The sequence below is a fragment of the Pedococcus sp. P3_C7 genome (assembly GCF_056402615.1).
Map to the genome: position 1 here is coordinate 96,688 of NZ_JBFUHC010000012.1, position 13,353 is coordinate 110,040.

Annotated in this window: 16 protein-coding genes; 4 read left to right on the plus strand and 12 right to left on the minus strand. The window is 70.5% G+C overall.

Translation table 11 applies throughout. The annotated features are described in order from the left end of the window. Positions 1-107: 107 nt before the first annotated feature. Together AC1DS4_RS17240 and groL are read right to left on the minus strand one after the other, a co-directional pair. Positions 108-1,805 carry an alkaline phosphatase D family protein gene (locus AC1DS4_RS17240; RefSeq protein ID WP_477633451.1) on the minus strand — a complete coding sequence of 566 codons (1,698 nt, stop codon included), beginning with the start codon at positions 1,803-1,805 and terminating at the stop codon, positions 108-110. Positions 1,806-1,944: 139 nt separating this feature from the next. Next, complete coding sequence (gene groL, locus AC1DS4_RS17245) at positions 1,945-3,570, minus strand: chaperonin GroEL (protein WP_477615830.1); 1,626 nt, start codon at positions 3,568-3,570, stop codon at positions 1,945-1,947. Between the two features lie 248 nt (positions 3,571-3,818). On the opposite strand from groL, the gene AC1DS4_RS17250 reads away from it, so the two are divergent. Continuing rightward, a complete protein-coding gene (locus tag AC1DS4_RS17250) occupies positions 3,819-4,256 on the plus strand; it encodes a phage tail protein (protein WP_477633450.1) in 438 nt (145 codons plus the stop codon). Here AC1DS4_RS17250 and AC1DS4_RS17255 read toward each other — a convergent pair. From AC1DS4_RS17255 to AC1DS4_RS17295, 9 genes are all read right to left on the minus strand, one after another. Further along, positions 4,253-5,311: a P1 family peptidase gene (locus tag AC1DS4_RS17255; RefSeq protein WP_477633449.1), complete on the minus strand. Its 1,059-nt coding sequence runs from the start codon at positions 5,309-5,311 to the stop codon at positions 4,253-4,255. The two genes, AC1DS4_RS17250 and AC1DS4_RS17255, sit on opposite strands and share 4 nt — an antisense overlap. Then, positions 5,308-5,712, minus strand: a complete 405-nt coding sequence (locus AC1DS4_RS17260; protein ID WP_477633448.1) for a VOC family protein — start codon at positions 5,710-5,712, stop codon at positions 5,308-5,310. Before AC1DS4_RS17260 ends, AC1DS4_RS17255 begins: the two co-directional genes overlap by 4 nt. Next, positions 5,712-6,167, minus strand: a complete 456-nt coding sequence (locus AC1DS4_RS17265) for an N-acetyltransferase family protein (RefSeq protein WP_477633447.1) — start codon at positions 6,165-6,167, stop codon at positions 5,712-5,714. The genes AC1DS4_RS17260 and AC1DS4_RS17265 overlap by 1 nt, the downstream gene beginning before the upstream one ends. A gap of 82 nt (positions 6,168-6,249) precedes the next feature. Further along, positions 6,250-6,540: a DUF3263 domain-containing protein gene (locus tag AC1DS4_RS17270; RefSeq protein WP_477615835.1), complete on the minus strand. Its 291-nt coding sequence runs from the start codon at positions 6,538-6,540 to the stop codon at positions 6,250-6,252. Between the two features lie 185 nt (positions 6,541-6,725). Further along, complete coding sequence (locus AC1DS4_RS17275; protein WP_477615836.1) at positions 6,726-8,096, minus strand: pyridoxal phosphate-dependent decarboxylase family protein; 1,371 nt, start codon at positions 8,094-8,096, stop codon at positions 6,726-6,728. A gap of 23 nt (positions 8,097-8,119) precedes the next feature. Beyond that, a complete protein-coding gene (locus tag AC1DS4_RS17280) occupies positions 8,120-8,776 on the minus strand; it encodes an HAD family hydrolase (protein WP_477633446.1) in 657 nt (218 codons plus the stop codon). Positions 8,777-8,823: 47 nt separating this feature from the next. After that, positions 8,824-9,237, minus strand: coding sequence for an arsenate reductase ArsC (locus AC1DS4_RS17285; protein ID WP_477615838.1), 414 nt, complete (start codon positions 9,235-9,237; stop codon positions 8,824-8,826). Further along, on the minus strand, positions 9,234-9,926 hold the full coding sequence (locus tag AC1DS4_RS17290) for an aquaporin (protein ID WP_477615839.1): 693 nt from the start codon (positions 9,924-9,926) through the stop codon (positions 9,234-9,236). The genes AC1DS4_RS17285 and AC1DS4_RS17290 overlap by 4 nt, the downstream gene beginning before the upstream one ends. After that, on the minus strand, positions 9,917-10,408 hold the full coding sequence (locus tag AC1DS4_RS17295) for an ArsI/CadI family heavy metal resistance metalloenzyme (protein WP_477633445.1): 492 nt from the start codon (positions 10,406-10,408) through the stop codon (positions 9,917-9,919). The genes AC1DS4_RS17290 and AC1DS4_RS17295 overlap by 10 nt, the downstream gene beginning before the upstream one ends. 100 nt (positions 10,409-10,508) lie before the next feature. Here AC1DS4_RS17295 and AC1DS4_RS17300 point away from each other — a divergent pair, with 100 nt between their 5' ends. Genes AC1DS4_RS17300 through AC1DS4_RS17310 form a run of 3 tightly spaced genes read left to right on the plus strand, consistent with a single transcriptional unit; the run spans position 10,509 to position 12,453 of the window. Continuing rightward, positions 10,509-10,889 carry an ArsR/SmtB family transcription factor gene (locus AC1DS4_RS17300; RefSeq protein ID WP_477633444.1) on the plus strand — a complete coding sequence of 127 codons (381 nt, stop codon included), beginning with the start codon at positions 10,509-10,511 and terminating at the stop codon, positions 10,887-10,889. Between the two features lie 20 nt (positions 10,890-10,909). Further along, positions 10,910-11,587, plus strand: coding sequence for a uracil-DNA glycosylase (locus AC1DS4_RS17305; RefSeq protein WP_477633443.1), 678 nt, complete (start codon positions 10,910-10,912; stop codon positions 11,585-11,587). Between the two features lie 38 nt (positions 11,588-11,625). Further along, a complete protein-coding gene (locus AC1DS4_RS17310; protein WP_477633500.1) occupies positions 11,626-12,453 on the plus strand; it encodes an SGNH/GDSL hydrolase family protein in 828 nt (275 codons plus the stop codon). Between the two features lie 7 nt (positions 12,454-12,460). On the opposite strand, the gene AC1DS4_RS17315 is transcribed toward AC1DS4_RS17310, so the two are convergent. Continuing rightward, positions 12,461-13,174, minus strand: coding sequence for a DUF5995 family protein (locus AC1DS4_RS17315; RefSeq protein WP_477633442.1), 714 nt, complete (start codon positions 13,172-13,174; stop codon positions 12,461-12,463). Positions 13,175-13,353: the final 179 nt, after the last annotated feature.

Here is a 13,353-nt window from a genome sequence, read left to right on the forward strand (position 1 = left end):
ATGGTGGATTCCGTTCTCGTCAAACGTAGGGATGCGTCCGCGCTGACGCATTCAGGTTCAACCCTGAACCCACCCTGAGTGAACCCTCAGTCGGCAGTTCCTGACGGTCAGTGCACGACAACCCGGGCAACTTGGCGCAGATCGGGCGAATCGAAGCGCTCGCCCCTGACCTCACCGGCCTCCCAGCGGATCACCAGTCCCCGCCCGCGCACCTCGAGCGTGGCGAGGTTGTTGTCGAACCAGGGACCATCGGTGACGTCCCACCGGTATGGGGCGTTGGGCACCTTGTCGGTGCGGTTCACCAGGAGGGCCAGGGGCCGGGCGAGGCCCTTGCCCAGGAGGGCCTGGGCGATGCGGACCTGGCGGGGCAGCGGGTTGCGGATCGGTGAGCAGACGGCCTGCAGGATCGTGCTGCTGCCGGCCGGGAGCTGGTCCGGGGAGATCCGCGTGACGTAGGAGTTGTGCACGTCACCGGACAGGAACGTGATCGTGCCTGGCCGCTGTCCGCGCTTGCCGGAGGCGACCTCCACCACCATGGCCAGCACGGCGGCGAAGCCGTCCTGGAACGCCGCCCAGTGCTCGAGGTCGACGGCGCGACGCATCTTCTCACCCCACCGGGCGACGCGCGGTCCCCACGCCCCGGTGGCCATCGCCTCGTTGATCGCCTCGAGGTCGTGGATGCCCTGCGCGATGAAGAAGGGCAGGGACGTGCCGATGAAGAGGTGGTCGACGTCGCCACGCAGCTGCCCGTCCAGCCACTCCAGCTCGTCGTCGTCGAGGATCGAGCGCCGCTCGGGCTCGAGGACGCGGGCCGCGCGGGAGTCCACGACCACGAGCCGGGACTCGCCGAGGTCCCGGGCGTAGCTCCAGCGGTAGGTCTCGGGCTGGCGGTCGACACGCTCCGCGAGGTCGTCCAACACCCGGGTCAGGTCGAGCTCGTCGGTCGAACCGCCGTCAGCGTGGGCCACGATCTGCTGCCACACGTCGTCCTGTGCCAGCTCCTCGGGCGAGAGGTTGCCGACGTGCTGGTAGACCCAGTAGGAGGCGAGCCCACCGACGATGCGCTCGTGCCACCAGGAGGTCTGGTTGATCTCGCGCTTCCAGCTCTGGGAGGTGTTCCAGTCGTCGCGGATGTCGTGGTCGTCGAAGATCATCGCGCTCGGCAGCGTCGACAGCAGCCAGCGGTTGAGGGGATCGCTCCAGGCCAGGAAGTACAGGTGGGAGTACTCCTCGAAGTCCTTCAGCTCCTCACCGGGCGGCTCGTCGAGGCTGCGCCGCGAGGCGATGAACTCCTGCATCTCCTCGCTGGTCTCGTCGGCGTACACCTGGTCGCCGAGGAAGCAGACGAGGTGGGGCCATTCCTTCTCGTCCCGCTCAGGGCGGCTCAGGTGGTACGCGTAGGCGCGCAGGGCGTCCACGCCGTTGCTGGCATTGCCCTCGGCGTCGTGCGGGACTGTCGTGCGGCACGACCCGAAGGCCAGCCGGGTGGGCTCACTGTGCAGCAGGGTCCGGATCCGGCTCGCCGGGAGGTCGGGGTGGTCAGGCGCGGCCTGCGGCCAGACCTGCTCGCCGTCGATGTCGACGGCGTAGTCGCTGGCCGTGCCCGGCTCCAGTCCGTCGACGACCACGAGGGCGTAGTGCCGTTCGTGCGCCCCGAAGGTGGGCGCCGACCACTCCCGGTCGAAGGCCCGCACGCGCACCACGGCGGAGTCGCGGGTCTGGACCCAGACCGTCGCCGACGTCTCGCCGATGTAGCGGAGCAGCGGCCCCAGGGTCAGGGGTGACGCGGGGAGGTGAGTCGGCACGAGGACCGTTCTACACGGCATACCCCCTGCGTGGGTAACGACCCCGGACGGCGCACCCCTTCGGGGGATGGCGAAAGGGCGGCCCACCTCTCGGTGGACCGCCCTTTCGGCGTTGCGGCGGGTGCCGGGTTGCGGGGTCCTAGAACCCCATGCCACCCATCTCGTCGCCACCGGGGGCCATCGCGGGAGCCTTCTCGGGCTTGTCGGCGATGACGGCCTCGGTGGTGAGGAACAGCGCGGCGATCGACGCGGCGTTCTGCAGCGCGGAACGCGTCACCTTCGCCGGGTCGATGATGCCCGCGGCGATCAGGTCGACGTACTCGCCGGTGGCGGCGTTGAGGCCCCACCCTGCATCGAGCGTGCTGACCTTCTCCGCCACGACGCCGCCCTCGAGGCCGGCGTTGATCGCGATCTGCTTGAGCGGAGCGGAGGCCGCGACGCGAACGATGTTCGCACCGGTGGCCTCGTCACCCTCGAGCTCGAGCTTCTCGAACGCGGCCTTGGTCGCCTGGAGCAGGGCCACGCCACCACCGGCGACGATCCCCTCCTCGATGGCAGCCTTGGCGTTGCGCACTGCATCCTCGATGCGGTGCTTGCGCTCCTTGAGCTCGACCTCGGTCGCGGCACCGGCCTTGATGACTGCGACGCCGCCGGCCAGCTTGGCCAGGCGCTCCTGCAGCTTCTCGCGGTCGTAGTCGCTGTCGGACTTGTCGATCTCGGCGCGGATCTGGTTGACGCGACCCTGGATCTGGTCGGCCTCGCCGGCACCCTCGACGATGGTCGTCTCGTCCTTGGTGACGACGACCTTGCGAGCGCGGCCGAGCAGGTCGAGCTCCGCGGTGTCGAGCTTGAGGCCGACCTCCTCGGAGATGACCTGGCCACCGGTGAGGATGGCGATGTCGGCCAGCATGGCCTTGCGACGGTCACCGAAGCCGGGAGCCTTGACGGCAACCGACTTGAAGGTGCCGCGGATCTTGTTGACCACCAGGGTCGACAGGGCCTCGCCGTCCACGTCCTCGGCGATGATGAGCAACGGCTTGCCGGACTGCATGACCTTCTCGAGGAGGGGCAGCAGGTCCTTGATGCCGGAGATCTTGGAGTTGACCACGAGGACGTAGGCGTCCTCGAGAACCGCTTCCATGCGCTCGGTGTCGGTGACGAAGTAGTGGCTGATGTAGCCCTTGTCGAAGCGCATGCCCTCGGTGAGCTCGAGCTCGAGGCCGAAGGTGTTGGACTCCTCGACGGTGATGACGCCTTCCTTGCCGACCTTGTCCATGGCCTCGGCGATCATCTCGCCGATCAGGGGGTCAGCAGCGGAGATCGAGGCCGTCGAAGCGATCTGCTCCTTGGTCTCGACGTCCTTGGCCATCTCGAGCAGCTGGGCGGAGACGGCCTCGACGGCCTTCTCGATGCCGCGCTTGAGGGCCATCGGGTTGGCGCCTGCGGCGACGTTGCGCAGACCCTCCTTGACGAGGGCCTGGGCCAGAACGGTGGCAGTGGTCGTGCCGTCGCCAGCGACGTCATCCGTCTTCTTGGCAACTTCCTTGACGAGCTCTGCGCCGATCTTCTCGTACGGGTCGTCGAGCTCGATCTCCTTGGCGATGGACACACCATCGTTGGTGATCGTGGGGGCTCCCCACTTCTTCTCGAGGACGACGTTGCGGCCCTTCGGACCGAGGGTGACGCGGACGGCGTCGGCGAGAATGTTCATTCCCCGCTCGAGACCGCGGCGAGCCTCTTCATCGAAAGCGATGATCTTGGCCATTCGGGTGGTTCCTCCCACGCGAAACGTAAACGATGGCCAGCGGGCGCCCGCGACGGACGGACCGGCTTGCGCGGCTCACGTCGCCGTGCTCCCCGGACCTCGCCCTGACTGGCCTGGATTGTCACTCTCATGGTGAGAGTGCTAACGCCATTATTGGCACTCTCAGGGGGAGAGTGCAAACGGGTCGGGCGTCCGGTGGGACAGGCGGTGGGGTTCCGCCGGGGGTCGGGGGGTGGGACGCTCGGCTCATGGCTGCGCACCCCGACCCGTTCGAGGCCTCGAACTTCCTCGTCGACTTCGCCGGCGCGGACGACGCGTCCTTCTCCCACGTCGACCTCCCGGTGGCCCTGCTGGACGAGATCGCCTACCGCTCGGGCAACGACAAGGCCAACGAACCGCGCAAGCAGCCTGGGCTGGCGAGCTATTCGCACCTCGTCCTGAGCCGGGGCCTGACCGCGAACCTCGACCTCTGGGACTGGTGGGAGGCAGCCCGCAACGGAGACCCCACCGTGGACCGCAACGTGGTCGTCAAGCTGCTTGACGGGATCGGTCAGCTCGTCCTGACCTGGAAGTTCCGCAACGCCTTTCCGGCCGTCTACCGGCTGAGCCCGCTGGATGCGGCCTCCAGCGACGTCGTCGTCGAGACGGTCGAGCTCGCCTTCGACTCCATGGACGTGGAGGTCTAGGAGGAGGTCCAGGAGAAGGCCGACGGGAAGGCAGCACGGTAGGAGCGGAGGTCGACCGTCCCGTTGGCGACCGATTCCGCGGCCAGGACGGCGTGCCCGACGGCGCGGGTCACGCACACCCCGGCAGCCACCATCACCGCGTGCAGCTCTGGCAGCTCGGGCGCGGGCCGCTCACCGGTCGCGAGGGTGAACAGCGTGTCGCCGTCGAGCAGCGTGTGCACCGGGTTGACGGCCCGGGCGAGCCCGTCGTGACCGAGCCCGCTCACCTTCTGGCACTGCGCCTTGGTGAGCGTGGCGTCGGTGGCGATGACGCCGATCACCGTCGCCATCCCCGGACGCAACGGCTCCCCTTCGTATGCCGCGGCCGCCCGTTCGCGCGCAGCCGCGAGCTCGTGGGCGGCCGGGAGCGCGACGTCCGCGAACTCCTCACCGAGTCCGTGCCGCCTGGCGAGCAGCTCCCCGGTCAGCTGGTCATACGGGGCGCCGAACGAGTTGACGACGACCAGGGCCGCGACCGCGGTGCCGTCGTCGAGCACGGCGCTCGCCGAGCCCACAGCACCCTTGAGACCGCCGGCACGGGCTCCTGTCCCAGCGCCCACACACCCCTGGAGCACCGCGTCGGCAGTGGCCACGGCGAACGCGTCGGCCCCGTCCGCGGCGGTCGGTGCGTTCGCGAACTCTCCACCTCGTCCGAGGTCGAACAGGATGGCTGCCGGGACGATCGGGACCACCTCACCGGGTTCACCCATCGGCCAGCCCAGCCCCGCGGCATACAGGCCCTGGACCACCCCGTCGGCGGCCGCCAGGCCGAATGCACTCCCGCCTGCCAGCACGATGGCGTTGACGCGGTCGACGAGGTTCCGCGGGTCGAGCAGGTCGGTCTCCCGCGTGCCCGGCGCACCACCTCGGACGTCGACCCCGGCCACCGCTCCCGCATCGGGGGCGAGGACGACGGTGACGCCGGTGAGCCAGCCGGCCTCACGGCGCGTGGCGTGCCCGACGCGCACCCCCGCGACGTCGGTGAGCGAGTTGGTCGGCCCGGGGACCGGGCTCACGCCGGGCCGTCCGGCCCGGTGGCGTCGTCCTGTCCGGGGGCGGCGTCGATGACGCAGAACCTGTTGCCGTCCGGGTCCTCGAGGACCACGAAGTCGTGCTCCTCCTCGGGATAGGGCCAGTCCTCGACGCGTCGCGCGCCGAGACCGACGAGCCGCTCCACCTCGTGGGCCTGGTCGTGGGCGTAGAGGTCGAGGTGGAGGTGGGGAAAAGCCTCAGGGGTGGACTCGCCGAGGTTGAGCGAGAGGTTGGGACCCACACCGTCCCTGGGCTGGAGGATGACCCAGTCCGGCTCGGGCTCGTAGCGCGGTTCGTAGTCAAGGACCGCGGACCAGAAGGCCATCGCCCTGGGCACGTCGCTCACGTTGACGACGACCGACCCGATCCGCAGCGCGGCACCCATCACAGCTCCAGTCGGTGGGCCCGTGCGTCGGCCACGAACCCGACCCGCTCGATCATCGCCGTCGTGTGGACCCCGGCGGACATCAGTACCTGCCTGAATCCCGCGTCGCGCGCCCACTCCACGGCGGCTCGCAGGAGCACTTCCCCGGCACCGACCCCCCGGTGCTCCGGGCGCACGAAGAAGGTGTCGACCACCAGGTCGGCTCCCGCTCCGGACGGGCGGCCCGGCCACGGCAGCGGCTCCACGACGGCCGCCTGGAGGTATCCCGCGTGCTCGTCCCCTGCCTCGGCGATCCAGACCGGGTGGGCGTTGCCGGTCGCCAGCCAGGCCCGTGCGTAGCGGTCGAGGAAACCGGGCTCACCCTGCCCACCCCGGTGGCGGGCGCACTGCAGGGTGAGTGCCGCCACGACGAGCGCGTCGTCGGGTTCGGCCAGCCTGGTTCGCAGCTCACCCACGAGGGCAGTCAAGCACGACCCGGGACGCAACAACGCCCGTACAGTCGCTTCTGCACGGGCGTTGGTGAACCAGGGGGCTCGGTCAGAGCTGGATGCCCAACCGTCGGGCGCTGCGGGCCCGCTGGCGCGACGCGCGCAACCGGCGCAGTCGCTTGATGAGCATGGGGTCGGCCTCGAGGGCGGCCTGGGAGTCGATCAGGGCGTTCAGCACCTGGTAGTAGCGGGTCGCGCTCATGTCGAACAGCTCGCGGATCGCCTGCTCCTTGGCGCCCGCGTACTTCCACCACTGCCGTTCGAAGGCGATGATCTCGCGGTCGCGGTCAGTCAGCTCCGTGGGGGCGCTGACGTGATCCTGCTCGTGTGCGGCGTTCAACTCTCGACTCAGTCCTTCGTGGTTCGCAGACGTGCCCTGCCGTGTGTGCGTGCAGGGCAACTATACGGAGCGAATCACACGCTTGTCATTCCACTCGCGTAGTCCGATCGGGCGAGTTCTCTGGGTGTGGTCACATTCGTCCCACTCGCCTCACGAGGGCCTTGGCGCCTCAGCAGGCAGGCGCCTCAGGCCATGGTGTCGAGGATGGCCACGATGTCGTCCTCGGAGGTGCGCGGGTTGACGATCGCGAACCGGGTCAGCGTCTCGCCCGCGTGCGAGGTGGGCACCACGAAGGCGAACTGGTCGGCCAGCAGCCGGTCCGACCACTCCTGGTACTGCGCCGCGGACCAGCCGATCCGCCGGAACACCACGACCGAGAGGTCCGGCTCGCGCGCGACCTCGAGGTAGTCGCGCCGGCCGATCTCCTCGGCCGCGAACCGCGTGACCTCGAGCGTGCGCTCGACGGCCTCGCGGTAGGCGTCCGTGCCGTGGGTCGCCAGCGAGAACCAGAACGGGAGGCCCCGGGCCCGGCGGGTCAGCCCCACCGAGTAGTCGGTGGGGTTCCAGTCGGGCGCGTCGTTGAGGACGTCGAGGTAGGACGCGTGCTGGGTGTGTGCCGCGCGGGCCAGGGCGGGCTCGCGGTAGAGCAGGGCGCAGCAGTCGAACGGCGCGAACAGCCACTTGTGCGGGTCGACGATGAACGAGTCGCAGTGCTCGATGCCTGCATACCTGTGGCGCACCGACGGAGCGGCCAGCCCGGCGCCTCCGTAGGCGCCGTCGACGTGGAACCAGATGCCGAACTCGCGGCAGACCTCTGACACCGAGGCGAGGTCGTCGACGATGCCGAAGTTGGTCGTGCCACTCGTCGCGACCACCGCGAAGAACGTCTCGGGGCCGTGGGCGAGCAGGACCTCGCGCAGGGCCGGTCCGGTCAGCCGACCCATGTCGTCGACGTCGACCCCCACGAACTCGGCGTCCATGACGTCGCAGGCCGACTGGATCGAGGAGTGCGCACCGTGCGTCGCGGCGACACGGAACGGTCGCGCGCCGGCGCCGGTCCTGCCCTCCAGGGCGGCGCTGGTGCGAGCGGTGTGTCGTGCCGCGACCAGCGCGGACAGGTTGCCGATCGTCCCACCCGGCACGAAGACACCACCGGCCTCCGGCGGCAGACCGGCCAGGTCGGCGATCCAGCGCAGCGCCTGGTTCTCGGCGTAGACCGCCCCGGCCCCTTCGAGCCAGGACCCGCCGTAGATCGACGAGGCCCCGACGACGAGGTCGAACATCGCGGCCGCCTCGGTGGGGGCGCACGGGATGAAGGAGAGGTACCGCGGATGGTCGGTGGAGATGCAGGCCGGAGCCAGGTCCTCCTCGAAGAGCTTGAGCGCCTCGATTCCGCCGATGCCCTCGGCGGTGATGGTGGCTCCGGCCAGGGCGTCGAGCTCCGCCAGGGTCCGCGGGCCGTCGAGCGGCACCGGGTCGAGCTTCAGCCGGTCGGCGGAGTAGGCGAGGATCGCGTCGCCGAGGGCCTCGAGGTTCTGGTCGCTGTAGCCGTGCACGCGGCGAGTCTAGGCTGCGCCGCTCACGCGGGGGCAGGGGCGAAGAGGACCGCCCTCAGGCCGACCACATCCGCCACGATCGCGTCGGGTCCGCTCGCCGCGAGCGCGGGCTCCAGGCCCGCGCCCCAGGTGACCGCGACCGCACCCATTCCCGCGGCTCGGGCGGCCTCGACGTCCACGGTCGCGTCGCCGACGTAGACGCAGTCGCGGGGGGCGGCACCGAGCTGCGCCGCGGCATACACGAGGGGTGCTGGGTGGGGCTTGTGGAGGTCCGTTTCCTCTTGTCCTGCAAGGACATCGATCCGGCGGTCCAGGCCCACCGCCCGCAGGCCGAGGCGCACGGTGTCGCCCTTCTTGGAGGAGACGACGCCGGTGCGGGCACCGGCGTCGTGCAGGTCGTCGAGGAGCTCGATCACGCCGTCGACGGTGCGGATCAGCTCGTCGTGGTTGGCGAGGTTCCACTCGCGGTAGACGTCGGTGAGCTCGGCGCCACGACCCGGGTAGCGCTCCTCGAGCACTGGCTGGAGGGGGCGGCCGATCCAGGACCTCACCTCGTCCTCTGCGGCCTGCTCGCCGAGGACCGACCCCAGCGCGTGGTGGTAGGACGCGACGATCAGGGGGATGGTGTCGGCGAGGGTGCCGTCGAAGTCGAACAGGACCACGGGCCAGCGAGGAGTCACGGGCTCGAGGCTAACGAACAGCCTCGATGGGGCGCCGGGTGCGCCGGTCAGGCCCGCGGCTCGACGCCCAGCTCGCGGAGCAGCACCTCGACCCGTCCGCGGATCTCGTCGCGGATCGGGCGCACGGCGTCGACTCCCTGCCCTGCCGGGTCGTCGAGCACCCAGTCCTCGTAGCGCTTGCCGGGGAAGTAGGGGCAGGTGTCGCCACACCCCATGGTGACGACCACGTCGGAGTCCTGGACGGCTTCGGTGGTCAGGACCTTCGGGATCTGTGCGGCGATGTCGATGCCCTCCTCGGCCATGGCTGCGACCGCGGCGGGGTTCACCTGGTCGGCAGGCTGGCTCCCCGCCGAGCGCACCTCGACGGCCCCACCGCCGAGATGCGCGAGGTATGCCGCGGCCATCTGCGAGCGCCCGGCGTTGTGGACACACACGAACAGGACAGAGGGCTTGTCACTCATACGGATTCGCTTTCAGGGGTGGGGATCGGGACGGTGCGCGTCCGAACGGTGCGCAGCAGGGCGAGGCCGGCTCCGACGCCGACGAGCTGCGCGGCGACGAAGGCCGGAACGGAGGCGGGCGCGATGCCCGCGAAGGTGTCCGAGAGGGCACGCGCAACGGTGACGGCCGGGTTGGCGAACGACGTCGAGGAGGTCAGGAAGTAGGCGCCGAAGATCCACGCCGGGACCACGAGGGCGGCGCGACTCCCCTCGCGCACCAACCCGATGGCGAGGACCAGCCCTGCCGTGGCGACGACCTCGCCCAGCCACTGTCCGGCACCCCCTCGCTCGTGGCGGGACAGGTGCAGCGCGGGCAGCCCGAACATGAGGTTGGCCAGCGCCGTGCCCGCAACGCCACCCACGAGCTGGACGGCCACGTAGGGCGCCACGTCGCCCCACCCATGCTCCCCCCGGACGGCCTGCGCCAGCGTCACCGCGGGGTTGAAGTGGGCACCGCTGACCGGGCCGAACGTGCTGATGAGCACGCCGAGCACCGCCACCGTGGCAAGCGCGTTGACGAGGAGCTGGACAGCGCCGTCGTCGGTCAGGCGCTGGGCCATCACGCCCGACCCGACGACCGCGGCGAGCAGCCCTGCGGTCCCGACCAGCTCGGCGGCCAGTCGGGCGCGCACCGGGTGGTTCAGCAACACGCCTCCTGCAGCGCTGGGCCTGCGGCCGTCGTGCAGCACCCGCCGTCGTTTCCGCCTGCCACGATCGGAAGGCTCGCCGTGGCGGGACGTCCGTCGGCCGGGTTGTCGTCCTTCACGGTGTAGACCTCCCAGGGGGCGCCGGCCGGGTCGTGCACCCAGACCTTGTCCTGCAACGCATAGCAGCAGGTCGTGTCCCGCTCGTCGAACGCGGCCAGACCAGCCTCGCGCAACCGCGTCGCACCCGCCTCCACGTCGGCGCTGCTGTCCACCTCGATGCCGAGGTGGTTGAGCGCCTGCGCGGTGCCCTCGCCGCGCTGGTCGGCCGGGACCTCGATCAGCACCAGCTTGAGCGGCGGCTCGACGATGGCGAAGTTGGCGTAGCCCGGACGGCGCTTGTGCGGCTGGGTGCCGAAAAGGGTCGAGTAGAACGCGACCGACTTCTCGAGGTCGACGACGTTGAGGGCGAGCTGGACACGCGACATGAGCGGACTCCTTGGTTCATCGACTATTGTCTATGCAGGAAGTGAAACGACTGCATCGATGTTTGTCAATATCGATGCAGGTCTATTTCAAGGAGATCCCGTGTCCGGCCCCACGCTCGTCACCCTCACCGCCCCCGGCGACGCCCTCGCCGCCACCACGACCGCCGGTGTCGCCTGCTGCGGCACGCTCACCACGGACGAGGCGATGGGACGAGAGCAGGCCGAGGCCACGGCATCCCTGCTCAAGGCGGTGGCCGACCCCGTGCGCCTCCAGCTGCTGTCCCTCATCCGCTCGTCCCAGGGGCAGGAGGCCTGTGTCTGCGACCTCACGCCCGCCGTCGGACTCAGCCAGCCGACCGTGAGCCACCACCTCAAGGTGCTCACCGAAGCCGGCCTGGTGACCCGCGAGCGGCGGGGCACGTGGGCGTGGTTCCGGCTGGTGCCGACGCGGTTGGACGACCTGGCCGCGATCTTCCGCTGACAGGGGTTTAGTTTCTGGGTATGCCGCCGGCTGCCCTCACCGAGCTCGTCCACCCCTCGTGGGCGGTCGCCCTCGAGCCCGTGGCCGGGGCCGTGGCCTCGCTGGGTGAGTTCCTGCGCGAGGAGGTCGCGGCCGGACGGGGCTACCTGCCGGCCGGCATTCACGTGCTCCGTGCCTTCGAGCGGCCGCTGGACGACGTGCGGGTGCTCATCGTCGGGCAGGACCCCTACCCGACTCCCGGGCACGCCGTGGGACTGTCGTTCTCGGTCGCGCCGGACGTGCAGCCGGTCCCCCGCAGCCTGGCCAACATCTTCCAGGAGCTGCAGACAGACCTCGGGCTCCCGCGACCGTCGACCGGCGACCTGTCGCCCTGGGCCGACCAGGGGGTCCTGCTCCTCAACAGGGTGCTGACCGTGCGACCTGGCAAACCCGCCAGCCACCGCGGCAAGGGCTGGGAAACCGTGACAGCACAAGCGATCTCGGCGCTGGTGAGCCGCGGCGGCCCGCTGGTCGCAATCCTGTGGGGCAGGGACGCGAGGAACCTCGTGCCGCACCTCGGCGGCATACCCGCCATCGAGAGCGCCCACCCCTCTCCCCTGTCGGCGCACTCCGGCTTCTTCGGGAGCAGGCCGTTCAGCCGGACCAACGAGCTCCTCGCCCACCAGGGCGCCGCACCCATCGACTGGAGGCTTCCGTGAGCGACGCGACCACTGACCCCACCCCCGCGCCCGACGCGATGGCGGACAACCTGACGCATCTCCCCGAGAGCGGCAAGGTCTGGCACCGCTACGTCGCGATCGGCGACTCGTTCACGGAGGGCATGTCCGACCCGGACCCCCAGCACGAGAACGCCTTCGTCGGCTGGGCCGACCGGCTGGCCCACCACCTCGCGGCCATCGCGCACGATGCGGGAGGCGACTTCGCCTACGCCAACCTTGCGGTGCGCGGGCGGCTGCTGGCCGACGTCATCGGACCGCAGCTCGACGCCGCGATCGCCCTGGGTCCCGACCTGGTCTCGATGGTCGGGGGCGGCAACGACATCCTGCGACCCAAGGCCGACCTCGACGCGATCGCCGCCCGGCTCGAGGCGGCGGTCGTGCGGTTGCGCGAGGCAGGGGCCGACGTGCTGCTGGCGACGCCCACCGACCCCGTGGGCGCGCCGGTGCTGCGCCACCTGAGGGGGCGCCACGCCATCCACTCGGCCAACCTGTTCAGTATCGCCCAGCAGCACGGCGCCTACGTCATCAACCAGTGGGGCATGAAGGCGCTGCAGGACTTCCGGCTGTGGTCCGAGGACCGGATCCACATGACGAGCGAGGGGCACCGGCGCGTGGCGCTCAACGCCCTGTCGGCGCTCGGGCACGACACCGACCGCGCCGACTGGTCCACCCCGTTGCCCCCGGCACCGCCCGTCGCCCGACGCGAGGCGGCCGCGGCCAACGCCGAGTGGGCCCGCACCCACCTCGCGCCCTGGGTGCAACGCCGGCTCAAGGGCGAGTCCAGTGGCGACGCCGTCCGGGCCAAGCGCCCTGACCTCACCCCACTGGACCGCGGGACCTCCTAGCCCGCGATCAGGCGAGCGCCACGAGCAGCTGGCGCGACACCAGACCCACGCTGCTCGCGAGCGAGTCGAGGTAGGTGCGGGTCAAGGTCGGGCTGGACTGCAGCTCCCAGAGCACCAGCGCCTGCTGCCAGGCCGCGTCTCGGGCCCGGCTGACACTCCATGAGCCGACCAGGTTCAGGACCGGGGAGACCTCGTGGTCGAGGCGTCGCTGGGTCTCGTCGAGCAGGGACTGGCGCACCTCCTCATGGACCTCTGCCAGCACGGCATTGACGGTCAGGTAGTCACGCTGGACCCCGGGACTGGTCGGTGAGAGACCGAGCTGGCGGCAGGTGCGGACCGTGGCGATGGGCAGGTCGTGGTTGATGTGGGCGTTCATCCCCGCGACGGCGAACTGGACCGGCACCAGACCGGTGGCCGCACGGCTCTCGAAGAGCGGGGTCCACGCCTTGCTGCGGCTCTCGTCAGACGCCTCGACTGCCTCGAGGTAGAGCCCCGCGAACACCACGTCGAGGCGCTCGAGGAAGGCCGGGTTCACGAACGCGTGGGCCGCCAGCCGATCACCGACCCGCTCGGTGACGAGGAGGTACAGCGCGTTGAAGCGGCCCACGCCGTCCGCAGGCCCGAGGGCGGCACCCAACCGGCGCAGCCGCTCGACCACCTCCGGGACGCTGGCGGCCTGGCCGGGCGGCACGACGACCGGACGGATCGGCGCGAGGACCATGCGCACTCGTCGGATGACAGAGCTCAACCACCCCACAACGACGACGGTAGGCGCAGAAGTCCACGGCGTCCACGGTGTCGCCGCAGGGTCGAGAGTGCGTGACACGCTGGCGCCCGAGCCGAACCTTCAGCGTGTCGTGCACTCTCGAACCCTGCTGACCTGCGCGATTCAAGTAGTAG

Excerpts from the sequence above, each read along its gene's own strand:
- groL (WP_477615830.1), bottom strand. The coding sequence starts at position 3,570 with ATGGCCAAGATCATCGCTTTCGATGAAGAGGCTCGCCGCGGTCTCGAG.
- AC1DS4_RS17250 (WP_477633450.1), top strand. The coding sequence starts at position 3,819 with ATGGCTGCGCACCCCGACCCGTTCGAGGCCTCGAACTTCCTCGTCGAC.
- AC1DS4_RS17260 (WP_477633448.1), bottom strand. The coding sequence starts at position 5,712 with ATGGGTGCCGCGCTGCGGATCGGGTCGGTCGTCGTCAACGTGAGCGAC.
- AC1DS4_RS17285 (WP_477615838.1), bottom strand. The coding sequence starts at position 9,237 with ATGAGTGACAAGCCCTCTGTCCTGTTCGTGTGTGTCCACAACGCCGGG.
- AC1DS4_RS17295 (WP_477633445.1), bottom strand. The coding sequence starts at position 10,408 with ATGTCGCGTGTCCAGCTCGCCCTCAACGTCGTCGACCTCGAGAAGTCG.
- AC1DS4_RS17305 (WP_477633443.1), top strand. The coding sequence starts at position 10,910 with ATGCCGCCGGCTGCCCTCACCGAGCTCGTCCACCCCTCGTGGGCGGTC.
- AC1DS4_RS17310 (WP_477633500.1), top strand. The coding sequence starts at position 11,626 with ATGGCGGACAACCTGACGCATCTCCCCGAGAGCGGCAAGGTCTGGCAC.
- AC1DS4_RS17315 (WP_477633442.1), bottom strand. The coding sequence starts at position 13,174 with ATGGTCCTCGCGCCGATCCGTCCGGTCGTCGTGCCGCCCGGCCAGGCC.